The organism is Herbidospora sakaeratensis (assembly GCF_001570525.1).
GTDB lineage: Bacteria > Actinomycetota > Actinomycetes > Streptosporangiales > Streptosporangiaceae > Herbidospora > Herbidospora sakaeratensis.
The window spans coordinates 86,024-111,732 of record NZ_BBXC01000018.1 but is presented as its reverse complement, the minus strand read 5'-3'; the positions used below and the strand labels follow the sequence as shown (position 1 = coordinate 111,732).

Below are 25,709 nucleotides of genomic sequence, written 5' to 3'. Positions count from 1 at the left end.
GTGTTATCGCTAACATCGGAACTCATGGCTAACCCGGGGGTGCGGGTCTGTCAACTGGGGGGTGGGGTTGGTGCAGGTGGGGGCGGAGGTGGCGTGAAACTTTCGCGAATGGCGATATTTATTGACTCAAATCACATGCATTGATTTGTCAACCGAAATACGGGCTCTTTCGTCTTAATCTCGATGGCTGGGATGAAGAAGACCGGTAATTTCGCGTGGATTGTGGCGATATGCGGGCCACTGGCGCTGCTAATGATCGGCATTTCGGCGGTGGCGACGCTCGAGAGCGCTAGCTGGGTGGGCGGCATCCTCGGCGCGCTCGCGGCCGTCGCTTTCGGCATCCGGCAACGGGCGGTCAACGGGCACGACGACGCGCTTCCAGGATGGGCGGCGGTGATCCGGCCGGGGCACGTGCTGATCGGGGGCGTGGTCGGGGCCGTGGCGGCGGTCGCGCTGACGTGGGTGTTGTATGTGCCCGAGACGCCGGCTTCGAGCACCGGAGTGCCGGCGAAGCCATATGTGTTGCCGCCGGAGTTCCACGACACCGACTGCGTCTACGAGGTCAGCAACGATCAGAAGCTCGGTGCGCAGGCGTTCCAACTGCTACCCGACGGGCACGTCGACCAGGACTTCGTACCCGTATGTGTGGACGGTTGGCGTGGTCGTGGGCTGGGAGGCGGGGGTGCCGGACAAGCTCACGCTCGCCGTCATGCGCGACGACGCCGTCCTTCATCGCGCCGCGTTGACACCGTCCAACAATGGCGGCACCTATGGAGCCTTTCCGCCGATCCGGGTGGAGCCGGGGCAGATCTATACATTGCGCCTCGACAACACGACAGGAATGAAGATCGGCGTGTACGTAGCCCCGGTGACCCCAGAATCCGTGATCGCCGCAGACCGGCTCGGATCACTGACCATCACCGGCGAAGACCGGGCACCGAACCGGGAGCTACCGGACCGAGCACTGAGCGGCTGCGTCGGTGGCGCGGAACGCACATGAGAATCGATTCCGCCCATAGTGCCGGGTGTGTGGGCCGGGTGTGCGGGCCGGGTGTGCGGGCCGGGTGTGCGGGCCGGGTGTGCGGGCCGGGTGTGCGGGCCGGGTGTTTCGGCCCACCTGGGCAGACGATGGATCCGCCTGCCCAGGCTCATTAGGCCGATGTCGGTGTCAGGGGGCCGCGGCCGTAAACGTCCTGTCGTCACAGGCCGTTCTGGCGGGATGCCGGTGTCGAGCGCTTCGGCTTGGGCCACTTCTCGCGGGCTGTCGCGTACGTCCCCCGATAGGGCACCGTGAACACGTACCCCTGTTTGCGCAGGGTCGCGATCGCCTGCCGCACGGTCGCCTTGGCCACGCCGTGTTCGGCCATCAGGGCCTTCTCGCTCGGCAGGGCGCGGTTGGCGGGGAACTCGCCTGAGCGGATCTTCTCTGACAGGACTTTCGCGATCTGCTGGTAGACGGGGAGTTCCGATCGGGGGGTGTCGGGCGTGCCCACGAAGGTGCCCTCTCCCTGGATCGTGTAGGCGAGGCCCTGGTCGCGCAGCTCGCGTGCCACCCGGCGGGCGGTCATGCGGGCGACATGGTATTCGGCTTCGAGTTCCGCCTCGCTGGGGATGGCGTCGCCAGGGCTCAGCTCGCCTTCGGCGATCTTCCGCCGGAGCTCCTCGGCTATCTGCTTGTAGACCGGCACGGGTCCCTCTCGGTCGAGCATCTTCGTATCGTAGACCAAACAGTACGTATACCCAGAAACCAGACACTTGCTAAGTCTCTATAGACGGCGACTAGACCTATATGTAGATTGGGGATTACGAAACGCGGCGCCACTTGGTGTCGGTGACCACAAGGTGATCGAGGAAGGTGAGGCCAACGATGTCGGAAGCGTGTCGCAGGTGGTCGGTCGAAGCCACGTCAGCGGGGCTGGGTTCGGTGGAGCCGCTGGGGTGGTTGTGGGCGACCCCGAACGCCGCCCCTCCCGAGGTCAGCACCGCGGTGATCACGTCGCGGACGGGCAGCGAGGTGTGGTCGCTCCCGCCCTCGGTGAGCACCAGCTGGCGGAGCACCCCGCCGGCGGCGTCGCACACCACCAGGACCAGGCGCTCCTTCGTCTGTTCCCGCAGGAGCGGGGCCACCAGGGCGGCGAGGTCGGCCGAGGAGGTGATACGCAATGGGCCGGGGCCGCTTTGCGAACGACGTACAAGATGAAAGGCGGCGGCGACCCGGGCGGCTTTGGCGGGCCCGACTCCCGGAACGCTGAGCAGCCGATGCGGCTCGCTACGTGCGAGTTCGCCGAGATCGCCGCAGTGGGAGATCACCCGCGAGGCGAGCTCGACGGCACTCATGCCGCGGCTGCCCGATCCGAGGAGTATGGCTAGTAATTCCCGATCGGCCAGAGCGTTTCCTCCCTTCTCCAGCAAACGCTCACGTGGCTGATCGCCAGCCGCCATGTCCTTGACCCGCAACCCCATGACGCTCGTTTTACCATCACCCACCGACGTTCTTGCGGTGCCCGCATTTGTCCATCCGATATGTGGCGGGAAGTGATTAATGTCCCTGGCGTGGATGTGACGCGATTTCCCTGATTAGAACGACATTGTTCTACCAGGACGCCCTGTTGCCTCGTTCGCGAGAGTATGTCTGCGTCGCTACCGTCTGGGCTTGTTTGCGCTGTTCTCTGGGTGGTTCTGTACGACCTGGCTGAGGCCGGGAAGCTTGTCGTGCGCCGGCGTTGAGGGTATGAAGATGCTCTCCGCAGGGCCGAATTGACCGCCAAGCACCGTTATGTGGCGATTTGGCTGAGTCTCGAGCGATGGGCTCCGTTGACCGCAGAGAATAGACGCCGCCTTTGGTTCCCCTGCCAATTTGGATGACCGAACAACGTCTGCACCCGTCCGTGTCTGACAAATCGTATTTGTCGGACAAAGTGAGCCACGCGGACAAGGGCGTCTACTGCCTGCGCCGAATCGCCTCAAAGCACTCGCCGCCCCACATCGCCCCCACAGTGGGACGGCGAGCGGCCGGTCGCTGGAACGCACGAGGGATAGTTCCAGCGACCGGCACACCTCTTGCGACGTCGGCGCAAGCTCAACGGCGCTCTTGCTCGGTGCCGCCGAAGTTCGGCGGTGTCGAGAAGAAGGTCCTCCAGGCGCTCACCACCCGCCTTGCCTTGTCGGGTGGTGAGAGGCCGGCCGCTGGAACGCGCGGCAGCTTCCAGCGGCCGGTTGACCTTCGTTGCGTCTTCCGCGGCTTGAGGGCTGGTGAGGGAATTAGGTGCCGTGAGGGTCCGAGACGATTTGCGTGGAAGTTGAGGGCGCAAAGTCGTAGAACCTGTCAGCGGTGAGGCTTCACTTGCGGCCACATGTGATCCATGAGCGCACGCTTCCCGACATGCATGCACAACAGAAACGCAACACCTGTGTGCACGACAGACGTGCGATGTGTGCCAGGAACTAGGGCTTGACCGGCTCGACCGGGGTGCTCCGTGTGTTTGGCCTGCGCTATCCCTGTCCGAGGCTGAGGTGCGCCTTAGCGAGCCGCTCTGGTGATCCGGTCAAGGAACTCAGTGTGTGTTCTCTGCCTGACTGCTGCGGTGTGCCCTGAGGATGAGGCGCTCGACTGGACCCGCGCTCGCTTGCCGGCGCTTTCATGTCGTGCGCGAGGGCTGCACACAGCACCGCGAAGGTTGATCGTTGCAGCACTTCTTGTACGTCTGGTCCAACCCGATGCTCCACCCAAGCTCTCACTGCTCGTGACTCCGTGCACTTGAGGGGTGAGGGGCCGGTCGCTGGTACCTATCGGGGGGTTCCGGCGACCGGCCGCATCAACACAGCCAGACTTACCCGCAAACCGAACACAACCGTATACGTGCGCGCATGCATCAACTCGCGGCAGGGCGTCAGGAAATCTCCTTGCCCGCCAGGTGCCCGAGCGGATGTGGAATGAAAACTTGCAAGCGATTCCGGCCTGCTGGGTACGTGGTCGAGCGACCCGGCCAGTTCCGCTGCACCGCCGGCGTTACCCGCATCAACCATGGAGTGACCAAGTCGCCTCGGGGACCAGTAAGACCGTCTTGATCGGTGTGGTCGGCGCGTCGTGCATGGCGGGAGGTGGCGGGCCCAGAAGGCGTTGTAGCAGTAACACAGATCGGTGTAGTGGGTGTCGGCCGGGCCTGCGGATCGTCCACCAGACCGGCCGGGGCGTTACGTCGGCACGCAGTGACCATGCGTCGAAGAGCTGGCCGCCAGTCTTGCTGTCAACGTTCTTCTCGCCGAGGCGATGCTCGTGATCATGATTGGGTCCGTTGGCGGGTGCTGCATGACCAACGCATAGTGGGACCGCAGTTGACCCGGCGTCCCAGCTGGGGAAATGCGCTGCCCTATCAAACGGGTCCGGGCTTTCCTCCAGCCGACGTTCACACCCGCTACAGGCGTCCAGCGACTACTCGCGCCACCCGTCCAAGCCCCCAAACGCCAGTCGCGGGAACCCGCCGAAGCAGATCCCCGCGACCCCGTCGTACAAAACTCAGAAGCCCGTTGGAAGGAGGGCCTCAGCGGCTCGTCTGTTCCCCATAAGGAGCAGGAAGCGTATAAACAAGCCGGAACTGGTCACACGGAATGATCACATCGCTGGTCTCCACAGGCTTGTCACCGGCCCAGTGGGTGCGTTCCACGTGAAGCACGTGGACGCCGGCCGGAAGGTCCAGGACGTCGCTTTCCACGGGCTGGGGGACCCGCGCGTACACGTGTTCGGTCACCTCGGTCAGCTTCAGGCCGTTGCCGCCGAGGCGGTGGGCGACCTGGGTGATGTCGTCGGTGCCGTCGTTGTAGACGATGGGTTCGTACGACACCGCGAGCTGCACGGGTTTGCCGTCGCTGCGATAGACGATGCGCGTTCTCGTGACGGGGGATTGGGCGGCGATGCGCAGGCGTACGGCGATGTCTGGCCTGGCCTCGGCGGAATCGGTCTTGACGTCACACGTCGGGCGGCGCCCGACGGCGTGCATGTCGGTCGAGAAGTGGGCCTGTGCACGGTGGAGCGGGAGCAGGTCCGGCCGTTGACGGACCCGATGGCCCGACCCGACGCGGCCGATGATCAGCCCTTCTTGGGCCAGCACTCGAAGCGCGTGGCGGGCGGCGGTTTCGCCGACGCCGTACTTCCGGGTGATCTGGTGCCGTGAGGGAATCGGCGCTCCGGGTTGCAACAGGCCTTCCGTTATCTGACGGCGGAGGTCTTCGACAACACGCAGGTAAACCGGATCGGAGTTGGCCACTTATCCATCCTTGGACTGTAAAGCGTTAATTCCGATCCTCCCGTATCCGATGCACAACCCAGAGTAATGGCCATCAGTTGTGATTCCAACTTTACTCTTGACCTGTGGAGGATCCTGTCGTGGATCGTCATACTTTGTCCCTGCCTGGACGAGCTTCGATGACCGCCGTGGCCAGGCTTTTCGTGCGCCGCTACCTCGATGGGCACCCGCTCGCCTCTGATGCCGAGGTCGTCGTTTCCGAGTTCTTCTCGAATGCCATTCGCCATAGCAGAATCCCTAATGGCGGTATTGTCCGCATATGCGTTATTAAGATGGAACGCTCCATTCGTATAGAGGTGACGGATCTCGGCGGCGGGGCGACCGTGCCGCACGAGAAACGCCCTTCGCCCGGCGACGAGCACGGGCGCGGCCTCGGGATCGTCCGCGCGATGGCCACGGCGTGGGGGCATGAGGGACTAGGAGACGTGTACGTCACCTCCTGGGCCCAGCTCGACGACCCCGGCGCTCGGCTCCGTCCCCTTCCGGAAATCGGGCCTGGTTGGTGCCCGCCGCCGGCACCCGTGCGTGACTTACCGGTGACCGTGGTGGGGCCGGTCTTCCCGGGCGAGCTGCTGAGGGGTGGTGTGCACGAAGTCCGCAGGCTCCCATCGCGGGAGCAGTAGGACTCCGGCGGCGACGTGTCCGTATTCCAGCGCGCCGGAGACGGAGTTTCGGGCCCCTCGTCCCGCTGATTTGGGACAAGCGGTGTGCCCGAGCAGGCGCTCACCTGGCCAAGCCGCGTGCTCGGTCAGGCTCTCGCCTGGACACAGGTCGCCTGCTCGGGCAGGAGGCTCTCACCTGGCCAGGCTGCGTGCTCAGGCAGGCCCTCACCTGGCCAGGCCGCGTGCTCGGGCAGGTTCTCGCCGGGACAGGCCGCGTGCTCGGTCAGGCTCTCGCCTGGACACAGGCCGCCTGCTCGGGCAGGAGGCTCTCACCTGGCCAGGCTGCGTGCTCAGGCAGGCCCTCACCTGGCCAGGCCGCGTGCTCGGTCAGGCTCTCGCCTGGACACAGGCCGCCTGCTCGGGCAGGAGGCTCTCACCTGGCCAGGCTGCGTGCTCGGGCAGGTTCTCACCTGGCCAGGCCGCGTGCCCGAGCAGGCCCTCACCTGGACACGGGCCGCGTGCCCAGGCAGGAAGGTCTCGCCTGGGCAGCCAGCCCGCGCCGTGTGCCCGTACAGGCCCTCGCCTGGACACGGGCCGCGTGCTCGGGCAGGAGGCTCTCGCCTGGGCAGCCAGCCCGCGCCGCGTGCTCGGGCAGGTTCTCGCCGGGACAGGCCGCGTGCCCGGCCAAGCCATCTCCTGGACCAAGCTTGCCCAGCAACAATCCGGCGAGAGGTCCAGTGGCAGGTCCGGTGAGGGGCTGGGTGGCTCAGTGCGCCCCGCCCTGTCCTGAAGCGGTCCTGAAAGTGCGCGGTCCGTTCGTCTGGGAGGGTCGGTCCGGAAGCCTTCGCGTCGGCGCGGGCCGAGGCTCAGTTCAGGGCGGGCAGGGTTTCGCCCGTCTCCAGGTAGGTCTTCAGGTTCGACAGGATCGCCGGCCACCCCTGGCTGATCTCGGGCAGGATCGCCGAGCCCTCCATGAAGTCGTCGTGGATCACCGTCAGTTTCACCAGCTCGCCCATCGGCTCCAGAGTGAAGGTCACCTTCGAGCGCGGCTCGGCCCGCCAGGCGGCCAGTTTGTCCCCCGTCAGGTCAACGGCGGCGGCGAACTCGTCGGTCAGGGTGTGCCAGGTGTACGACAGCCGCTCGTGGGGCTTCGACTCCAAAACGACCTGGTGGGCGGGGTCGTCCATGCGGACCTCGCCCATTCCCCACGTCACCGGCGCGCCCACTTCCCACGTCGACTCCAGCGACACGCCCCAGTACTGGCGGGTGAACTCCGGAGTGGTCAGGGCCTCCCAGAGGCGTTCGGGGGTCGTCTTGATGTACGTCGTGTAGGCGAACGCGGTCGGGCTCATGGGGCGGTGCTCCAATGCGGTCTTGAGATCGGCCAGGGCGCTCGCCCGGGCCCGGGTGTATCGGCCGAGCCAGCGGTCGGCGATGGCGTTGATCGGTTCGGCGTTCAGGTAGTGGAGTTTTTCGCGGCCGCGCCGGGTCGTGGTGATCAGGCCGGCCGACTCCAGGACGGCCAGGTGCTTGCTCACCGACTGGCGGGCCATCGTCAGGCCGTCACACAGCTGACGCAGGGTCTGGCCGTTGGCGGCGTTCAGCCGGTCGAGCAACTGACGGCGGCTGGGGTCGGCCAGCGCACGGAAAACCTCGTCGTCCACGCCATCGCACGATAGGCAGCCAAACGGCTGCATGTCAACGCGGGAAAATAAGTTCCAAGAGTCTGTAACGCGGCCGTAAGACGGCTCGATTGAGGGATAGAGGCCGCTGATGTGTGTACCCCCGAGCACATATCGGCGGCCTCTTTCGTGCCCGTAGGCCCACGCCGTTATCCACAGGCGGGGTGGCGGGGTCCACCGTTTGGGCGGATCCGGGTACCGTTCGGTCTATGGCATCGCCAACTGGAACCTCTGACGCCCCCTTCGGCCGCATGCTGACCGCGATGGTGACCCCTTTCACCGTCGACGGAGCCGTCGACTACGACGCGGCGCAGCGCCTGGCCGGCTTCCTCGTCGACGAGCAGCGGAATGACGGCCTCGTCGTGAGCGGGACCACGGGTGAGAGCCCCACGACCACCGACGAGGAGAAAGAGCTCCTCGTGCGCGCCGTGGTCGAGGCGGTCGGAGACCGGGCCTTCGTGGTCGCCGGTGTCGGCACCTACGACACCGCCCACAGCGTGAAGGCGGCGAAGGCGGCAGAACGGGCCGGCGCCCACGGTCTGCTGGCGGTCACGCCTTATTACAGCCGTCCCCCGCAGGAGGGGGTCTACCGCCACTTCGTCTCGATCGCCGATGCGACCGGGCTGCCGGTGATGCTCTACGACATCCCCGGGCGGTCGGTCATCCCCATCGCGCGTGAGACGCTGATACGGCTGGCGCAGCATCCGCGCATCGTCGCGGTGAAGGACGCCAAGGCCGACTTCCACACCACGTCCGAGGTCATGCTCGCGACCGACCTGGTCTTCTACTCCGGCGACGACGCGGTCAACCTGCCGTGGTTGTCGGTCGGCGCGGCCGGGTTCGTGAGCGTCATCGGGCACGTCGCGGGGGCCGACCTCGCAGAGATGATCAAGCGGTATCGCCAGGGTGACGTCGCGGGAGCCCGCGAGATCCACCTGCGCCTGACCCCCGTCATTTCGGGGATCATGAACCAGGCCGGTGGGGCGATCATGGCGAAGGCCGCACTGAGACTTGTCGGCCAGGAAGCCGGTCCCATGCGGCTGCCGCTGGTCGAGGCAACACCTGAACAGATCGCGCTGCTCCGCGCCGACCTCGTCGCGGGCGGCCTGAAGGTCATAGGAGATTGAGTGCTGCTGGCAACACCCCATGATCACGGGGTGCGCGCATGAGTCATCCCCATCCGGAACTCGGTCCGCCTCCGCCGCTACCCGAAGGAGGCTTGCGGATCGTCGCCCTGGGCGGGCTCGGGGAGATCGGCCGGAACATGGCGGTCTTCGAATTCGACGGCCGTCTGCTGATCGTCGACTGCGGGGTGCTGTTCCCCGAGGTCGACCAGCCCGGAGTCGATCTGATCCTGCCCGACTTCGAATACATCCGCGACCGGCTCGACCACGTCGAGGCCGTCGTGCTGACGCACGCCCATGAAGACCACATCGGCGCGGTGCCCTACCTGCTGCGCGAGCGGCGCGACATCCCGCTCGTCGGGGCGCGGCTGACGCTCGGGCTGATCGAGGCCAAGCTCACCGAGCACCGCATCCAGCCGACGACCGTCGAGGTCGTCGAGGGGGAGCGGCGCCGGTTCGGGCCGTTCGAGCTCGAGTTCTTCGCGGTCAACCACTCGATCCCCGACGCGCTGGCGGTCGCCGTGCGCACGCCCGCCGGGATCGTGCTGCACACCGGCGACTTCAAGATGGACCAGCTGCCGATGGACGGCCGGCTGACCGACCTGGGCGGGTTCGCCCGGCTCGGCGCCGAGGGCGTCGACCTGCTGATGTCCGACTCGACCAACGCCGAGGTGCCCGGGTTCGTCACCAGCGAGCGCGACATCGCGCCGGTGATCGACGACGTGATCCGGGTGGCCGACAAGCGCATCATCGTGGCGTGCTTCGCCTCCCACATCCACCGCGTGCAGCAGGTGGTCGACTCGGCCCAGAAGCACGGCCGCAAGATCGCCCTCATCGGGCGGTCGATGGTCCGCAACATGGGCGTCGCGCGGGAGCTCGGCTATCTCAAGGTGCCGGCCGGGATCCTGGTCGACTCGCGCGAGATCGAGGAGTGGCCGCCGGAAGACGTCGTGCTCATCTGCACCGGTTCGCAGGGTGAGCCGATGGCGGCGCTGTCGCGCATGGCCAACCGCGACCACCCGATCCGCATCGCCGAGGGCGACACGGTGCTGCTGGCGTCGTCGCTGGTCCCGGGCAACGAGACGGCGGTCAACAAGGTCATCAACGGGCTGACGCGGTGGGGGGCGAAGGTCGTCCACAAGGGCAACGCGCTGGTCCACGTGTCGGGTCACGCCGCCGCCGGGGAGCTGCTCTACGTCCTCAACGCCACCAAGCCGTCGAACTTCATGCCTGTTCACGGTGAATGGCGGCACCTGCGGGCCCACGCGCGGCTGGCGCGGCTCACCGGGGTGCCCGACGAGAACGTCGTCATCGCCGAAGACGGGGTCGTGGTCGACCTGGTCGACGGGCAGGCGAAGGTGGTCGGCGCGGTCCCGGCCGGTTACGTCTTCGTCGACGGCACCTCGGTCGGCGACATCACCGAGGTGGCGCTGAAAGACCGGCGCATCCTGGGCGACGAGGGCTTCATCTCGATCGTGGTGGTCGTCGACTCGACCAGCGGCCGCCTCACGGGCGGCCCCGAGATCACCGCGCGCGGATCGGGCATCGACCCCGACTCGCTCGACGCGGTGATCCCCCAGATCGAGAAGGCGCTCCAGGAGTCGGCCGCGGCGGGAGTGGCCGACGTGCTGCAGATCCGCCGCGTCGTCCGCCGCACCGTCGGCCGCTGGGTGAGCGACACCTACCGCCGCCGCCCGATGATCATCCCGGTCGTCGTCGAAGTCTGACCTCGCCGCACACGGCAAGGCCCTTCCCCCGGGAAGGGCCTTCCTTTTTGCTCCGTTACGGCTCCGCCCACCCCGACCCCGACCACCGCCCCACCCGCGCACCGCAACCGGCGCCACCCAGCCGCTCGGGCCCGCCCCCGCAACGACCAAACTGGGGCCGATCGGACCTGAGGCGACTGGAGTCGGGGCGACCCGATTTGGGTCGACCGGACTGGGCCGACCCGACTCGGGCCGTCCCGGCGAGAGGTCGTACATGGAGGAACGGCCCTTCCCCCGAAGGAGGGCCGTTCCCCGTGATGTGTCAGCCCACTGGCTCCTCGACTCGGCCGGTGTCGTCGCGGATGACCTCGGGGATCTCCTTCGGGGTGCCGCGCAGGGACCACAGGCACGCGCCCGCCAGCACGATCATCGAGACGCCGCCGACCACGAGGGTCGCGTGCATCGAGTCGACGAAGGTGCGCTGGGCGGCGTCCAGGAGCTGGGCGCCGAGTGAGGCCGGTAGCTGGGACGCCACGTGGACCGCCCCGCCCAGCGACTCCCCGGCCACGTGGGCCGCCTCCGCCGGGATTCCGGCGGGCACGGCGAGGTTGGCGGTGTAGAGGCCGCCGAGCACGCTGCCCAGCACCGCGATGCCGAGGGCGCCGCCGACCTCGGTGGCCGTCTCGGAGATGGCGGAGGCGGCGCCGGCGCGTTCGCGGGGGACCGAGGCGATGATCGTGTCGTTGGTCACGGCGAAGGTGAAGCCCATGCCGAGGCCCGCGACGATCATTGGCAGCAGCATGAAGCCGTAGCTGGTGTCGACGTCGACCAGGCCGTAGAGGAAGAAGCCGACCGAGGTCAGGAACAGGCCCAGGGCGACCGTCTTGGCCCGGCCGAGCGCCATGATCAGGGTGCCCGCCAGGCCGCCGGCGATGGCGGCGCCGATGCCGCCGGGCAGCCCGGCCAGGCCCGAGATCAGCGGCGACCAGCCCCGCACGAGCTGGAAGTACTGGGCGAAGGCCACCGAGATCGACAACGTGCCGAAGATGACGGCCACGTTGGCGCCGACGGCGCCGGAGAAGGCGCGCACCCGGAACAGCCGCACGTCGATCAGGGGCTCGGCCAGCCGGGTCTGGCGGCGGACGAACACGACCATGGTGATCAGGCCGAGCGCGGCGGAGATCCAGACGGCCGGTTCGGCGAGGCCGTCGTGGGCGGCGACCTTGACGGCGTACACGAAGGAGATGACGCCGACGATGGACAGCGGGACGCTGACGACGTCGAGGCGGCCCGGGTTCGGGTTGCGCGACTCCGGCAGGACGAACGCGCCGAAGACGACCAGCACGATCGTGATGGGGACGTTGATCAGGAACACCGAACCCCACCAGAAGTGGTCGAGCAGAGCGCCGCCGACCACCGGGCCGATGGCGAAACCGAGGGCCGAGACGCTGCTCCAGATGCCGACGGCGGTGGTGCGCTCCTTCGGATCGGTGAACACGTTCCGGATGATCGACAAGGTCGACGGCATGATCGTCGCCCCGGCCACGCCCAGCAGGGCGCGGGCGGCGATCAGCAGTTCGGGGGTCGGCGCGTAGGCGGTCAGCGCGGAGGCGGCGCCGAACGCCACCGTGCCGATCAGCAGCAGCTTCTTGCGCCCGACGCGGTCGCCGATGTTGCCGAAGGTGATCAGCAGACCGGCCAGGGCGAAGCCGTAGACGTCCAGGATCCAGAGCACCTGGGTCGCGGACGGGGTCATGTCCTCGACCAGCTTCGGGGTGGCCAGGTGGAGAACGGTGACGTCAAGGGCGAGCAGCAGCATCGCGAGGCACGAGATGACCAGCGTGCCCCACTTCTTCCCGGCGGCGGCGGGGGTGGTGGAAGTCATGACCCCAGGCTGGTCCGGGCCGCTGACCCGCCGCTGACCACCGGCTGACGCCGCTGACGGCGCGCTGACCGGCCGCTGACGGGCTCAGCCGGGCGGGGCGAGTTCCAGCACGACGGGGATCAGCCGGTCGCGCGGCATCAGCAGGCCGCGCGTGTGGGCGGCCGTGTAGCCGGCCTCGCCGAGGGCGGCGCGGCAGCGGGCGGCCAGGCGTGTGGGGTCGGGTTCGTCGCTGGGCACGCCCTCGCGCAGCGCCGTGCTGATGCCGAGGAGGGCCGCCGCGCCCGCCGGGTCGTCGCGGAGGAGGACCGCGCCGGCCAGGCCCTCGGTCACCCGGGCGGCCTGGAGGCGGTTGCGCTGGACGTACACCGACGACAGGGCCTGGCGGTGGTGGAACTCGGCGCGGTCGGGGTCGTCTTCGGCGTAGGCGATCCAGCCCAGGGTGAGGTTGGCGGCGACGCGGATCTCGTCGAGGCTGAACCAGTCGCCGCCCAGGTCGGCCAGCACCTGTTCGGCCAGCTCGCGGGCCTCCTCGAGAGAGCCGTGGAGGCGGGCCAGGTCGGCCAGGCCGAGGCGGGCGCGGCCGTCCATCTCGACGGCGCCGGCGGCGCGGGCCAGCTCTGCGGCGCGGGTGAAGTCGGCGCGGGCGGCGGCCCGCAGGTCGGGGCCCGGTCCTTCGGACAACACGAGCCGGTTCTGGGCCCGGCGGCACAGTAGTTCGGCGATGTCGACGGTGGTGCCGAGCGCCTGGAGGAGGGTGAGGGCCCGGTCGATGAGGGCGAGGGCCTCGTCGCGGCGGCCGGTCCATTCGGCGATCTCGGCCAGGCCGGTCGTGGCCATCGACATGGCCCAGCGGTCGCCGATCGTGGTGAAACCGGCCAGCGCGGGCCTGAGGTTCTCCTCGGCCCGCACGTGGTCGCCCTCGAAGAGGGCCAGCAGGCCCCAGCCGAACCGCGACAACGAGCGGGTCCACGGGTCGAGGTCGTAGGTGGCCTGGACGGCGATCAGCTCGTCGGCCGTCGCCGGGTCGGGCGGGCCGACGGCCTGCGACCAGAGCACCCACAACAACGGCTGGCGGTTCGGCGCCCGGAAGCCGTCGAGCCAGCCGCGGACGCGGTCGAGCTGGGCGCGCAGCACGGGGTCGGCGTGGCCGCCGACGACGGCGCTCAGCACGCACACCGCGAACTCCTCGGTCACCTCGGCCTGCGGGCCCAGGCGGGCCAGCAGCTCGGTGGCGGAGGCGATCGACTCGCTGCGCAGGCCGCGCAGCCACCAGTAGCCGGTCAGGCCGGAATAGAGCAGCAGGGCGTCGTCGGGGCCGGCGTGGCGCAGGGCGGCCAGCATGTTCTCGTGGTCGGCGTCCATGCGGCGCAGCCATTCGAGCTGGTCGCCGGTGCGCAGGTGGGGGTCGGCGGCCAGCGCGAAGTCGCGGAAGTAGCCGGCGTGGGCCTGCCGGAAGTGTTCCTCCTCGCCCGCCTCGGCCAGTTGCTCGGCGCAGAACGCCCGGATGGTGTCGAGCATGCGGTAGTGGGTGCCGGCGACCTCGACGAGCGACTTGTCGGCCAGGCCCGCGAGCAGGTCGAGCACGTCGTGGCGGGGCAGCCCGCAGACCTCCTGCGCCGCCTTGAGGGTCGCGCCGCCGCGGAAGACGGTCAGGCGGCGGGCGAGGGTGCGTTCGTCGTTGTCGAGCAGGTCCCAGCTCCAGGCGATCACGGCCCGGAGGGTGCGGTGGCGTGGTTCGGCGGTCCGGCTGCCGCGCGCCAGCACCGCGAACGGGTCGGTGGCGTCGGCGATGTCGGTCACCGGGAGTGTGCGGACCCGGGCCGCGGCCAGTTCGATGGCGAGCGGCAGCCCGTCGAGGGCGCGGCAGATCCGGATGACGGCGTCGAGTTCGCCCGCGTCGGCCGCCTCCCAGAAGCCCGGCCGCACGGCGGCGGCGCGGTCGGCGAACAGGCGTACCGAAGGGTAGGAGAGGGCGTCGGCGGGGTCGACCCCCGACGGCGGGAGGGCCAGCGGCGGGATCGGGCACAACCGTTCGGCGGCGATGGCGAGGGGTTCGCGGCTGGTGGCCAGGATGCGCAACCCCGGGCAGGCGGCCAGCAGCCGTCCGGCGAAGGCGGCCACGGCCTCGACGAGGTGCTCGCAGTTGTCGAGCACGATGAGCATCGGGCGGTCGCCGATCCCGGCCACGATGCGGTCGACCGGGTCGGCGACGGGCTGGGCGCCCTGCGCGAGCAGCCGGCCCTCCCGCAGGCCGAGGGTGCTGAGCACGGTTTGGGGCACCTCGCCCGCGTCGGCCAGCGGGGCGAGCTCGACGAAGTAGACGGAGGAGACGGCGTGGGCGCAGGCCTCGGCGGCCAGCCGTGTCTTGCCGGTGCCGCCGGGGCCGGTCAGGGTGACCAGACGGGCGGTGGCCATCATCTCCCTGATGGCGGCGAGCTCGGTGTCCCGCCCGACCAGCCCGGTGAAGAGCACGGGCACCCCGACGCGCTCGGGCGCCGGACCCGGCTCCGCCGCCTCCGGCGCCGCCGATGCGGCTGTGGTCTCGCCGCGCAGCACCGACAGGTAGGCCGCCGTCAGTTCGGCCGACGGGGTCGCGCCGAGTTCCTCGTCGAGGAGGCGGCGGGCCTCCTCGTAGGCGGTCAGCGCCTCGGCGGGGCGGCCCGCGGCGGCCAGGAGCGTGATGTGGCGGGCGCGCAGGCCCTCGTGGAGCGGGTGGCGGGCGATCATCCCGGGCAGGCCCGGGACGGTCGCGGTGCCGGTCAGCAGGGATGGAGACGCGGGGTCGGCGTCGACCAGGCCCAGGTAGGCCGTGAGGTGCAGTTCCGTCAGCCGGGCGGCGGCGTGGTGCAGCGTCTCGGGGAGGCCGTCGAGGGCCGGGCCGCGCCACAGGGCCAGGGCCTCCGCGAAGCGGTGTTCGGCCGTGAGGCGTTCGAAGCGGTGGGCGTCGACGTCGCCGGGGTCGGTGTCGAGGCGGTAGCCCGCCGGGGTGTGGGAGATGTGCCCGCCCAGGGCGGTGCGGAGCCTGCTGACCTGGGCCTGGAGGGCGTTGGCCGCCCCGGCGGGGGGCGTCGCGCCGTAGAGGACGTCGATGAGGCGGGCGGCCGGCACGACCCGGCCGGCGTCGAGGGCGAGGGCGGCCAGGAGGGTGCGTCCGCGCGGGCCGGTCAGCTCGACGGGGGTGCCGTCGTCGCGGCGCACGTCGAGGGGGCCCAGAATGGCGAAACGCATACCTCCGATTCTGTCGCACCTTCGGTTAGGGTCGGATGACGTGACGGACCTGGCGATCGTTTACCGCAAGTACGACGAATCCCTCCACTGGAACTTCCCCGGCGTCCTTCTCGGCGAAGACGAGCACGGCGTCTGGACGGGCCACCGCAAGGGGATCGTGGGCCGCAAGGGGCATGAACCGAAGTTCGTCTACGAGTTCCCGTTCGTCATGTTGTTCCCCCGGAACGCGTGGTGGGCGGCCTCGTTCAACGCCTACCCCCACGAGACCGAGGTCTACGTCGACGTGACGACCGTCCCGGTCGTCTCCGACGTCGACATCACCATGATCGACCTCGACCTCGACGTGATCCGCAAGACCAACGGGCGCATCTTCCTCGACGACGCCGACGAGTTCGAAGACCACCAGGTGCGGTTCGGCTACCCGCCCGACGTCGTCGAGCAGGCCGAACGGGCCGCCGAATGGCTCATGGACGCGGTCGCCGAGCGGCGGGAGCCCTTCGGGCGCGTCCATGAGGGGTGGCTCGACCGGCTGGAGGGGCTCGTCACCCGCTGACGACCTCGGCGAGCCGGGATTGCAGGAACTCCCTCTCGGCGTCGTTGTCGGCCAGCGCGATGGCCGCGCGGTAGGCGTCGGCGGCCTCCTCGAAGCGCGACAGGCGGCGCAGCAGGTCGGCCCGGACCGCCGGCAGGTAGTGGTATCCGGCCAGCCGGTCGTCGGCGGCCAGCCGCTCGACCTCGGCCAGCGCCGTCTCCGGGCCGTCGGCCATGGCGACCGCGACCGCCCGGTTGAGGGCCACCACGGGAGAGGGCCAGATCCGCAGGAGGAGGTCGTACAGCCCGACCACCTGCGGCCAGTCGGTCGGGGTGACGGCGTGCAGCGAGGCGATGGCGGCCTGGACGGCGTAGCGGCCCACCCGGCCGGTCCGGAAGGCGGCCACGGCCAGGTCGCGGCCCTCGGCGATGGCGGCGTGGTCCCAGAGCGAGCGGTCCTGGTCTGCCAGCAGGACGAGCCGCCCCTCGGCGTCGGTCCGGGCGGCCCGGCGGGCGTCGGTGAGCAGCAGCAGCGCCAGCAGCCCGCGCACCTCCGGCTCGTCGGGCATCAGCGCCAGCAGCATGCGGGCCAGCGTGATCGCGCGCTCGACCAGGTCGGCGCGGACCAGCCCGGCGCCCGAGGGGGCGGTGTGGCCCGTCGTGTAGAGCAGGTGGATCACCGACAACACGGCGTCGAGGCGCTCGGGCAGGTCGGCCGGGCCGGGCACCCGGTAGGGGATGCGGGCCGCGGCGATCTTCTTCTTGGCGCGGGTCAGCCGGGCCGCCATGGTCGGCTCGGAGACCAGGAAGGCGCGGGAGATGTCGGGCGTGGCGACCCCGCACACCAGCCGCAGGGTCAGCGCCACCTGGGCCTCGCGGGCCAGCGCCGGATGGCAGCAGGTGAAGATCAGCCGAAGGCGGTCGTCGGGGATCTCGTCCGTCGCGTCGGTCAGGTCCATTTCCGGGTCCGGTTCGACGAGCAGGGGCATCTTCGCCCGGAAGACCTTGTCCCTGCGCAGCAGGTCCAGGGCCTTGCGGGTGGCCGTCCGGGTCAGCCAGGCGCCCGGTTTCCCCGGCACGCCGTCGCGCGTCCAGGCGTCCAGGGCGGCGAGGTAGGCGTCCTGGACGCACTCCTCGGCGAGGTCGAGGTCGCCGGTGACGCGCGCCGTCGCGGCGAGCACGAAGGCCCACTCACGACGGTGCGCGTCGGCGACCGCGCGCTCGAGCTCGTTCACGCCCGGCCGTCGGGCGCCCACGCGAACAGCGGGCGGACCTCCACGCCGCCGTCGGCGCAGGCCGGATTCAGTTTGGCGATGTCGAGGGCGACGTCCAGGTCGGGGGCCTCCAGGACGAAGAAGCCGGCCACCACCTCCTTGGCCTCGGTGAAGGGGCCGTCGGTGACGACGTCGCCGCGGATCGAGGTGGCGGTGGTGCCGGCCTCCAGGGCGAAGCCGGCGATCTCCTTGCCGCCGAGTTCCTCGATCTGTGCGGGGTAGCGTTCGAGCAGCGCGAGGTAGTCGGGCGTCAGGGCCGCGGGGTCGGCCGGGGCGGGCGAGTGGATGATGACGGCGTACTGCGGCATCGCAAGCTCCTTGGTCGGGTCGGTCGCCTTCATCCATCCGACGTGCGGGGGACCGGGGAATCGACAACCCGCCGCGAAGATTTTTCCGGCTCGCTGTATAAAAATGTTACATATTACAATTCGGAGGAGTTCGATGATCAACGAAGCCGCCCGCGCGGGGGAGGTCTGGCGCACCCGCCCGGCCGCCGAGCGGGCCGACGTGCTCGACCGGGTCGCCGACGCGCTGCTGGCCGCCGCCGACGACCTGTGGCCCGTGGCGGCCGAGGAGACCTCGCTCGGCGAGGTACGGCTCCGCGGCGAGATCGCCCGGTCGGCGGTCCAGTTCCGGCTGTTCGCCGGGGTCCTGCGCGACGGCGGGCACGTGGAGGCGATCATCGACCACGCCGACCCGTCGGCGACCCCGCCCCGGCCCGACGTGCGGCGCATGTTCCAGCCGGTGCCGGGCGTGGTGGGGGTGTTCGCCGCCTCCAACTTCCCGTTCGCGTTCTCGGTCGCGGGCGGCGACGTGGCCTCCGCGCTCGCGGCGGGCTGCGCGGTCGTGGTGAAGGCCCACCCCGGGCACCCGGTGCTCTCGCGGCGGGTCGCCGAGGTGATCCGGGCCGCCCTGCCCGACCCCGAGCTGCTCGGCCTGCTCGAAGGGTTCGAGGCCGGCAAGGAACTCGTGCAGCACCCGCTCGTGGCGGCGGTCGGCTTCACCGGCTCGCTGCGCGGCGGGAAGGCGATCCAGGCGCTGATCGACGAGCGGCCCGACCCGATCCCGTTCTACGGCGAGCTCGGCAGCGTGAACCCGGTCGTGGTGCTGCCGTCGGCCCTGGCCGACCCGGCCGGCCTGGCCGAGGGCTTCGCCGCCTCCCTGACCCTCGGCGTCGGGCAGTTCTGCACCAACCCCGGCCTGCTGTTCGTGCCCGACGACGCCGACCTGCTCAAGGCGATCACGGCCGCCGTCTCGGCCACCACCGGCGGCACGATGCTCACCCCGGCCATCTGCGAGGGATTCGAGTCGGGCGTCTCCCGGCTCGGCGAGCGCCTGACCGAGCTGGCCCGCGGCCTGGCCGGCCCGGCCGAGGGGGCCGTCGCGCCGCGCGTCTACACCGCCGACCTGACCACCTTCTCCCTGGGCCTGCCTGAGTTCGCCGAGGAGACGTTCGGGCCGTCGGCGATCGTGGTGACGTACAAGGAGATCTCCGACCTGCCCGAGGTGCTGCGCAACCTGCCCGGCTCGCTGACGGCGACCGTCCACTCGGCCGACCCGGTCGAGGCGGCCCCGCTGGTGCCGGAGCTCGCGCGGCTGGCCGGCCGGGTGATCTGGAACGGCTGGCCGACCGGCGTCGCCGTGACGTGGGCGATGCACCACGGCGGACCCTGGCCCGCCAGCACCACGCCGATGCACACCTCGGTGGGCGCGACGGCGATCCGCCGCTGGCAGACGCCGGTCGCCTACCAGGACCTGCCCGAGCCGCTGCTGCCTCTCGAACTGCGCGACGACAACCCGCTCGGCGTCCCGCGCCGGGTCGACGGCGTGCCGTCGTGACGTGAGGCGGCGCCGTGTCTCCCGCAAGTCGAGACACGGCGCCGCCGGTCTAGGCGATCTCGCCCGCGCCCGCGTGCTTCGACACGTCCTTGTGGACCTTCGACGCGGGGTCGACGCCCGTGTGCAGGGTGGGGGTCCAGCCCGCGTCGGAGCCCAGGTCGGGGTCGTTGGCCGCGTTGTACGCCGCGATCGGGTCGAACGGGGTCACCGTGCCGCCGACCCGGAGCAGGTCGCCCCTGGCCGTCAGGGTCGTGCCGCCCCAGTTGTAGAGGATCTTCGCCGGGTCGACGCCCCGGCCGAGGCGGTAGAAGTTGTTCTCGCTGTAGATCTGCGACTGCACGCCGACCCCCAGCGCGTAGACGAACGACGCCGGGTCGTACGCCTCGTAGTAGTTGTTGTAGACGTGCACCTGGCCGAACCTGACCCGGGGCAGCCGTTGCAGGGTGTTCTCGAAGTGGTTGTGGTGCACGGTGACCCGGAGTTTCCCGAGGTCCTGTGACGGGTTGTTGGTCGAGCCGATCAGCATCGTCTTGTCGTGGCCGGTGAAACGGTTCCACGACGCGGTCACCAGGTCGCTGCCGCCGGTGATGTCGAGCTGGCCGTCGTGGACCTGCCACGGGCGGCCGAAGTAGACCGGCTGGGCGCTGTCGGGGTTGGCGCCGTCGGTGAAGGTGTTGTGGTCGACCCACACGTGGGTCGAGCCGGTCAGCGAGATGTTGTCGTAGAGGGAGTTCCAGTTGCCCTCGGCGCCGTCGAGCGGGTCCCACTGGGGGAAGCAGTCGTGGGCGTCCTCGAACGTGAGGTTGCGGATGATCACGTTGTCGGCCTTGTCGACGTGCAGGTTGACGCCCTTGATCCGGGCGTGTTTCCCCTCGCCGACGATGGTGGTGTTCGAGCCGACCTTGAGCTTGACGTACGCGGTCTGCCGGGCGGCCGAGGCCGCGCGGGCGTCCTCCAGCGGGCCCGACGGGTCGACGCGGCCCCAGGTGGCGGGGTCGTACGCCGCGAGGTAGGCGTCCAGGGAGTAGCCGCCGGTCGCGTAGGAGGAACAGGGCAGGTTGCCGTCGACGACCCCCCGCACCTTGATGATCTTCGGGCCGGGCGCCGCGAGGGCGGTCACGAGCTGGTCGCGGGTCGAGACGGTGTGGACGTTCGCGGCGGGCGCCGCCGAACCGCCGGTGGTGCCGGTGCCGTGGGAACCCCAGCCGTCGCCGGCTCCCAGCGTCTGCCGGGCCGGATCGGAGCCGGGCCCGGCCAGGGCGCCCACCGTCAGGGCGAAAACGAGCATGCTGCGCACAGGAGTGTCTCCTAGAGGAAGAGCCCGTACGGCTCCCGCCAGGTCAGGGGGCGGGAGACGTACGGGAGAACGAGGTCAGCCGCCGTTGCGCTGCTTCCACTTGGCCTGCGCCTCGGTCAGCGCGGCCGCCATGCCGTCGAGGAACTCCTTGGCCGGCAGCTCCCCGAGGAGCACCTTCTGGAAGTTCGGCTCGGCGTCGGTCTTGGTGATGGCGTTGAACTCCGGCAGGTGGTAGGGCATCTGTACGACCGCCGTGGCCGGGTCGTTCAGCACGTCCAGGGCCGCCGAGACGTGCTGGCGTTCCTTGATCCACGGTTCGGAGTTCACCTCGGTGTTGGCGGGCAGCACGCCCGTCTTGTCGGCCCAGTAGCTGTTCATCGCCTTGCTCGCGGCGAAGGTGGCGAACGCCAGCGCGGCGTCCTTCTTCTCACCGCTCGCGAACAGGCCGATGCCGGCGATCGGGTTCGACAACACCGCGCGGGGCGCGCCGTCGGCCGGCCGGAAGACGGGCAGCGCGGCGACCTTGTCGGCGCCGAGGGTCTTCACATGGTCGTTGTAGGACCCCAGGTTGTGCTGCATGACCGCGATGGAGCCGCCGTCGAACTGGGCGACCATCTTGGCGTAGTCGTTGGTCGCGTCGGCCTCGGGCGTGTTGGTCTTGAACAGCCCCGCGAGCCTCTCCAGCGCGGCCACGTTCTTGGGGTCGTTCACGGTCGAGACGCCGCTCGCGTCGAACATCTGGGGGATGCCCGACTGGCCGTACACGACCTCCAGGGCCTGGGCGATCGAGCCCGCGCCGCCGCGGATGGTGAAGCCGTAGCGGTTCTGGCCCTTGTCGGTCAGCGCGCCGACCGCGTCGAAGAACTGGTCCCACGTCTCGGGCGGGGTGAGGTTCTTCTCCTTGAACCAGTCGGTGCGGTACCAGAAGACGCCCATGTTGGTGGACATCGGCATCATGTACGTCTTCCCGTCGGGCACCGTCGACTTGACCGAGTTCACCACCTGCTCGTTCAGCGGCAGGCCGGCCAGGTCGACCGGGTCGAGCGCCTTCTGGGCGACCAGGTTGGCCAGCATCGCCGTCGAGACGCCGCCCACGTCGGGCAGGCCGCCGCCGGCGATGGCGGTGTCGTACTTCTGCTGCACCTGGGCGATGGGGATGCCCACGTACTCGACCTTGATCTTCGGGTTGGCTTTCTGGAACTCGGCGATGATGTGCTGCCACACCGGCGTGCGGGCGGGGCCGCCGTTGTCGTCCCAGAAGGTGATGGTGGTCGTGCCGTCGCCGGACGGGGCGGGGTCGCCGCCGCATCCGGTCATGGTCAGACCGGCGCCTATCAACAGGGCACACAGCAGGCGTCTGGCCATCGTGTCTACCTTTCTCGTTGGATGTCCCCGATGTCTGTGACCAGAGCGGCGGCCTCGGCTCTGGTGAGGCGGCCGTCGGTGATGGCGGTGACGACGCGGCGGGTCAGCGCCTGCTCGACGACGAGCGGGCGGTCCCAGGCCAGCGCCGGTCCGGCGCCCGGGTATTCGTCGATCCGCACGAACCACGGGTCGGCGTCCTGGACGAAGACCAGCGTCCAGTCGTCGCCCGACATGGCCAGCCAGGGCGCGCGGCTGCCGTGCGGCTCGTCGTCCCACGCGGTGAACGCGGTCCGGTCGGCCGACGCGCCGGGGGCGCGCCAGAAGAAGCCGCCGTACCCCGCGCCGGCGCGGCCCTTGGTGGCCGAGCTCTCGATCGTGAGCGGCTCGCGGGTGAGGTTGGTCAGGGTGAACTCCACGTCGAGGGCCCAGCCCCGGCGCAGCCGGTGGGCCGTGACCCGGCGGCTCTCCTCGATCAGGTCGAGGCCGTCGACGCCGGTCCAGCGCAGGGTCTCGGTGAAGGCGTGCTCGTCGCGGCGGGTGAAGGCGACGTGGTTCTGCACGCCGTGGTTGTTCAGCCAGGTCGGGCCGCGGCCTCTGACGTAGGTCCGGCCGCCCCAGAAGTTGCGGCCCGACACGTCGGCGACCGCGATCGAGGCCCCGAGGTGGTGGACGTGGTCGGCCGGGTTGACCTCGGTCACCGGGACGCCCGCCAGCGTGCGCACCGGGTGCAGGTAGGGGCGGGGCGAGAGCGTGGTGGCCAGTTCGGGCCGCCAGTTGTACTCGGCGACCGCCCGCCCGGCCACCTTCAGCACCGCGCGCGGGGCCGCCCACGGCACGTCGAGCTCGGAGAACAGCGCCAGGTGCTCGGCGCTGCGCGCGGTCAGGTTGGCGACGCCGGGGATGGTGCGGCGCACCACGACACCGTTCTCCTGCTCGATCTCCTGGTGGGCGTCGGGGATCGGCAGCGGGTCGGGCGCGAGCCGGATCTCCTCCAGCACCCGCATGAACGCGCCCGTCCGGTGCAGCGGCACCAGCAGCGGAACACCGTCCCTGACGTGGGAGACCAGGTTCTCCAGCAGGTCGGCGCGGGCGTAGGTGGTGGTGGACCCGCCGCGCGCCCGGCTCTCCACCCGCACCTGGTCGAGGGTGTACGTCAGCGTGATGCGCCCCTCGGTGCCGTGCACGGTCACGTAGGGCTCGTGCCTGCGGTCGGCCGTCAGGGTCACCGCGATCGTGATCGGCGGCCCGTCCGACAGGCGGATGCGCAGGCAGGAGGTGTCGTCGGCCTCGATCGGGTTGGCGTGGAAGAGCTCCGCGTCGACCCCGGCGACGTCGTCGGCCGTGTCCTTCCCGGCCACGGCCAGGGCGGTGGCGACGGCGTGCGCGAACGGGTTGGTGAGGGCGCCGTCCATGACGTCGACCCGCCCGGCGCGGCGTCTGCCCGCCCACGCCGAGCGGGTGAAGTAGGCCGAGGGGCGCTCCCAGGCACCGGCGACGCCGATGCCGCGCACCCGGCCGATGACGCCCTCGGCGACCAGGCGGCGGATCGCGGGGATCGCCGCCGAGCCGAGGCTCTGGAACCCGACCTGACAGGCCAGGCCGGTTCTCCGTACGGCCGCCTCGATCTCCCGGAACCCGGCCAGGGTCGAGGCGGGCGGCTTCTCCAGCAGCAGGTGCGACCCGGCCTCCAGCGCGCGGATCGCCAGGTCGCGGTGGGTCTGGATGGGCGTGACCAGGACGGTGATCTCCGCGCCGGTCCGTTCGATCAGCCGCCCGAGGTCGGTCGACCGTTCGGGGTCGCCCAGCCCGCGCAGCAGGCCGGGCTCGATGTCCCGTACGTCGCAGACGCCCGCCAGCCGGACCAGGCCGCCCTCGGTCAGGCGGCGCAGGTTCTCCAGGTGCCACCAGCCGTGGCCGTAGGCCCCGGCCAGGACCACCGGGACGGTGCGCGTGGTGGTGCCGTTCATCAGCGGCCCTCCAAAGTCGGGAAGCGCAGGCCATGACCTAAGTGGGCGCCGACCCGGGCCCCGCCGGGGCCGAGTTCGACCGGCGGCGGCCCGTCGAGGAGGCCGAGCGCGGCCAGGGAGGCGTCCTCGACGTCCTCGACCATGCACGGCAGCGGGAGCGCCAGCGCGAGCTGCGCCGAGAGGTCCGGCAGCAGGTGCGGGAAGGTGGGCACGCCCTGGACGCGGGCGAGTTCGGCGATCCGCAGCAGCGGGGTGACGCCGCCGACCCTGACCACGTTGGGCTGCACGACGTCGACGGCGTTCAGCAGCCGGCGGAAGTCGTGGATGGTGGAGAGGCTCTCGCCGGCCGCGATCGGCACGTCCACCGATTCGCGCAGCCGCCGCAGCCCGTCGAGGTCGTCGGCGGGGAGCGGCTCCTCGACCCAGGTGAGCCCGAAGGGTTCCAGCTCCCGGATCATCGCGCGGGCCCGGAACAGGTCCCAGCGCTGGTTGGCGTCGACCATCAGCAGGGTGCCCGGCCCGAGCACCTCCCTGACGGCGGCCACCCGCTCGACGTCGTCGTCGCGGCCCACCTTGATCTTCACGGCGGGGTAGCCGATCCAGCGCCGGGCCTGTTCGACCAGCTCCGGCAGCGGATAGTGCCGGTTGACCCCGCTGGCGTAGACGGGCACGGCGTCGCGCCGCCGCCCGATCGCGTCGGCCAGGCCGAGCCCCTGGGCCGAGGCCCGCAGGTCCCACAACGCGATGTCCACCGCGGCCATGGCCATGGTCGTGACGCCGCCGCCGCCCGCCTCGCGCAGGTGCCGCCACAGGTGGTCCCAGACCACCTCCGGGTGCGGGGGCAGCCCTTTCACGAACGCGGCGATGTCGTGGTCGAGCAGGGCGGCCACCGCCGCCGCCCCGATCGAGGGGGTCCAGGAGAAACCGGTGCCGGTCCGCCCGTCGTCCAGGACGAGCGTGCAGGCGATCACGTGGTGGTACGGCACGTCGGGCCCCCACGGCCGGGGCAGGTCCGCCCGCAGCGGGAGCGTGTGCAGGCCCGCGATGCGCGTCATGTCAGATCCAGCCCTATCTTGATGAGCCGGTCGAGTTCGGCCAGGTCGTCGGGCGCGAGGTCGGCCAGCGGCGGCCGCACCGCCCCGGCGTCCAGCCCGCGCAGCCGGACCCCGGCCTTGACCAGCGAGACGGCGTACCCGGGGACCTTCGAGCGCAGCTCCACGAGAGGCGCGTAGAACGCGTCGAGCAGACGTTCGTTCCCCTGCCGGTACGCCACCGCGATCTCCGGCGCGAACGCGAACACGGCCGAGGAGTACAGGTCGACCCCGATGGCCCGGTAGGCCGGCATGGTCAGCTCGGCGGTCGGCAGCCCGTTGAAGAAGGTGAAGTCGCGCCCGTCCATCGCCCGCACGATGCGCTGCATGCGGTCGATGTCGCCGACGCCGTCCTTCAGCCCGACCACGCCCGGAATCTCGGCGAGGTCGAGCACCTCGCGGGGCGAGAGCACCAGGTGGTCGCGCGCGTAGAGGACGACCGGCACGCCCTCGGCCGCGACCGCCCGCACGTAGTCGGCGTAGCGCGGGCCCCGGGCGGCCGGCGGCAGCAGCAGCACCCCGTCGGCCCCGGCCTCCCGCGCGGTGCGGGCGTGCCGGAGCGCGGCCCCGAGCGGCCCGCCGGCCCCGGCGAACAGGGGCGCCCGCCCGGCGGTCTGCGCGGCGGCGACCGCGACGACCCGGGCGTGCTCCTCCTCCGACAGGGAGGTGAACTCGCCGGTGCCGCAGGCCGCGAACACCGCGCCCGGCCCGTGGGCCAGGCCGGCGCGCAGGTGCTCGGCCAGCACGTCCTCCGCCACCGCGCCGTCGGCGTCGAAGGGGGTGACGGGGAAGAACAGCACCCCGCTGAGGTCCAT

General features: G+C 70.5%; 20 protein-coding genes. 6 read left to right on the top strand and 14 right to left on the bottom strand.

Features of this window, described 5'->3' with window-relative positions; all coding sequences use genetic code 11:
• Nucleotides 1-131 precede the first annotated feature (131 nt).
• Complete coding sequence (locus AW271_RS40185) at nucleotides 132-545, bottom strand: hypothetical protein (RefSeq protein WP_157554711.1); 414 nt, start codon at nucleotides 543-545, stop codon at nucleotides 132-134.
• 137 nt (nucleotides 546-682) lie between these two features.
• Between AW271_RS40185 and AW271_RS40180 the strand changes: the two genes are divergently transcribed.
• Nucleotides 683-1,000 carry a cupredoxin domain-containing protein gene (locus tag AW271_RS40180; protein ID WP_157554709.1) on the top strand — a complete coding sequence of 106 codons (318 nt, stop codon included), beginning with the start codon at nucleotides 683-685 and terminating at the stop codon, nucleotides 998-1,000.
• Nucleotides 1,001-1,199: 199 nt separating this feature from the next.
• On the opposite strand, the gene AW271_RS28755 is transcribed toward AW271_RS40180, so the two are convergent.
• The 3 genes from AW271_RS28755 to AW271_RS28745 all read right to left on the bottom strand — a co-directional run bounded on the left by AW271_RS28755 (nucleotide 1,200) and on the right by AW271_RS28745 (nucleotide 5,264).
• Entirely contained in the window at nucleotides 1,200-1,709 is a 510-nt protein-coding gene (locus AW271_RS28755; RefSeq protein WP_062340739.1) for a GntR family transcriptional regulator, read from the bottom strand.
• A 94-nt stretch (nucleotides 1,710-1,803) separates the two neighbouring features.
• On the bottom strand, nucleotides 1,804-2,463 hold the full coding sequence (locus AW271_RS28750) for a JAB domain-containing protein (protein WP_245653251.1): 660 nt from the start codon (nucleotides 2,461-2,463) through the stop codon (nucleotides 1,804-1,806).
• A gap of 2,078 nt (nucleotides 2,464-4,541) precedes the next feature.
• Nucleotides 4,542-5,264: a GntR family transcriptional regulator gene (locus AW271_RS28745; protein ID WP_062340738.1), complete on the bottom strand. Its 723-nt coding sequence runs from the start codon at nucleotides 5,262-5,264 to the stop codon at nucleotides 4,542-4,544.
• 158 nt (nucleotides 5,265-5,422) lie between these two features.
• Between AW271_RS28745 and AW271_RS28740 the strand changes: the two genes are divergently transcribed.
• Nucleotides 5,423-5,926 (top strand): ATP-binding protein, encoded by a 504-nt coding sequence (locus tag AW271_RS28740; protein ID WP_062340737.1) that lies wholly within the window; start codon nucleotides 5,423-5,425, stop codon nucleotides 5,924-5,926.
• An 845-nt stretch (nucleotides 5,927-6,771) separates the two neighbouring features.
• On the opposite strand, the gene AW271_RS28735 is transcribed toward AW271_RS28740, so the two are convergent.
• Complete coding sequence (locus AW271_RS28735; RefSeq protein ID WP_245653250.1) at nucleotides 6,772-7,569, bottom strand: ArsR/SmtB family transcription factor; 798 nt, start codon at nucleotides 7,567-7,569, stop codon at nucleotides 6,772-6,774.
• Between the two features lie 227 nt (nucleotides 7,570-7,796).
• Here AW271_RS28735 and dapA point away from each other — a divergent pair, with 227 nt between their 5' ends.
• Both dapA and AW271_RS28725 read left to right on the top strand, forming a co-directional pair.
• Nucleotides 7,797-8,714 carry a 4-hydroxy-tetrahydrodipicolinate synthase gene (gene dapA / locus AW271_RS28730; RefSeq protein WP_083977377.1) on the top strand — a complete coding sequence of 306 codons (918 nt, stop codon included), beginning with the start codon at nucleotides 7,797-7,799 and terminating at the stop codon, nucleotides 8,712-8,714.
• Nucleotides 8,715-8,752: 38 nt separating this feature from the next.
• Nucleotides 8,753-10,438, top strand: coding sequence for a ribonuclease J (locus AW271_RS28725; RefSeq protein ID WP_062340734.1), 1,686 nt, complete (start codon nucleotides 8,753-8,755; stop codon nucleotides 10,436-10,438).
• A gap of 301 nt (nucleotides 10,439-10,739) precedes the next feature.
• On the opposite strand, the gene AW271_RS28720 is transcribed toward AW271_RS28725, so the two are convergent.
• Together AW271_RS28720 and AW271_RS28715 are read right to left on the bottom strand one after the other, a co-directional pair.
• Nucleotides 10,740-12,302 (bottom strand): DHA2 family efflux MFS transporter permease subunit, encoded by a 1,563-nt coding sequence (locus AW271_RS28720; protein WP_062340733.1) that lies wholly within the window; start codon nucleotides 12,300-12,302, stop codon nucleotides 10,740-10,742.
• Nucleotides 12,303-12,386: 84 nt separating this feature from the next.
• The gene (locus AW271_RS28715; protein ID WP_062340732.1) at nucleotides 12,387-15,530 is read right to left on the bottom strand and encodes an AfsR/SARP family transcriptional regulator; all 3,144 of its coding nucleotides are present in this window, start codon (nucleotides 15,528-15,530) and stop codon (nucleotides 12,387-12,389) included.
• Between the two features lie 40 nt (nucleotides 15,531-15,570).
• Here AW271_RS28715 and AW271_RS28710 point away from each other — a divergent pair, with 40 nt between their 5' ends.
• Nucleotides 15,571-16,083 (top strand): DUF402 domain-containing protein, encoded by a 513-nt coding sequence (locus AW271_RS28710; protein WP_062340731.1) that lies wholly within the window; start codon nucleotides 15,571-15,573, stop codon nucleotides 16,081-16,083.
• Here AW271_RS28710 and AW271_RS28705 read toward each other — a convergent pair.
• On the bottom strand, nucleotides 16,073-17,296 hold the full coding sequence (locus AW271_RS28705) for an RNA polymerase sigma factor (RefSeq protein WP_218008203.1): 1,224 nt from the start codon (nucleotides 17,294-17,296) through the stop codon (nucleotides 16,073-16,075). The two genes, AW271_RS28710 and AW271_RS28705, sit on opposite strands and share 11 nt — an antisense overlap.
• Nucleotides 17,293-17,643 (bottom strand): YciI family protein, encoded by a 351-nt coding sequence (locus tag AW271_RS40915; protein ID WP_062340844.1) that lies wholly within the window; start codon nucleotides 17,641-17,643, stop codon nucleotides 17,293-17,295. Before AW271_RS40915 ends, AW271_RS28705 begins: the two co-directional genes overlap by 4 nt.
• Before the next feature lie 133 nt (nucleotides 17,644-17,776).
• Between AW271_RS40915 and AW271_RS28695 the strand changes: the two genes are divergently transcribed.
• Nucleotides 17,777-19,174, top strand: coding sequence for an aldehyde dehydrogenase (NADP(+)) (locus AW271_RS28695; RefSeq protein WP_062340730.1), 1,398 nt, complete (start codon nucleotides 17,777-17,779; stop codon nucleotides 19,172-19,174).
• Between the two features lie 49 nt (nucleotides 19,175-19,223).
• On the opposite strand, the gene AW271_RS28690 is transcribed toward AW271_RS28695, so the two are convergent.
• The 5 genes from AW271_RS28690 to AW271_RS28670 form a co-directional block, all read right to left on the bottom strand.
• Nucleotides 19,224-20,462, bottom strand: a complete 1,239-nt coding sequence (locus AW271_RS28690; RefSeq protein WP_083977411.1) for a pectate lyase family protein — start codon at nucleotides 20,460-20,462, stop codon at nucleotides 19,224-19,226.
• A gap of 84 nt (nucleotides 20,463-20,546) precedes the next feature.
• The gene (locus AW271_RS28685) at nucleotides 20,547-21,836 is read right to left on the bottom strand and encodes an ABC transporter substrate-binding protein (protein ID WP_062340728.1); all 1,290 of its coding nucleotides are present in this window, start codon (nucleotides 21,834-21,836) and stop codon (nucleotides 20,547-20,549) included.
• Nucleotides 21,837-21,841: 5 nt separating this feature from the next.
• Complete coding sequence (locus AW271_RS43230) at nucleotides 21,842-23,803, bottom strand: DUF6807 family protein (RefSeq protein WP_062340727.1); 1,962 nt, start codon at nucleotides 23,801-23,803, stop codon at nucleotides 21,842-21,844.
• A complete protein-coding gene (locus AW271_RS28675) occupies nucleotides 23,803-24,858 on the bottom strand; it encodes a mandelate racemase/muconate lactonizing enzyme family protein (RefSeq protein WP_062340726.1) in 1,056 nt (351 codons plus the stop codon). Before AW271_RS28675 ends, AW271_RS43230 begins: the two co-directional genes overlap by 1 nt.
• The gene (locus AW271_RS28670) at nucleotides 24,855-25,709 is read right to left on the bottom strand and encodes a 5-dehydro-4-deoxyglucarate dehydratase (RefSeq protein WP_062340725.1); all 855 of its coding nucleotides are present in this window, start codon (nucleotides 25,707-25,709) and stop codon (nucleotides 24,855-24,857) included. Before AW271_RS28670 ends, AW271_RS28675 begins: the two co-directional genes overlap by 4 nt.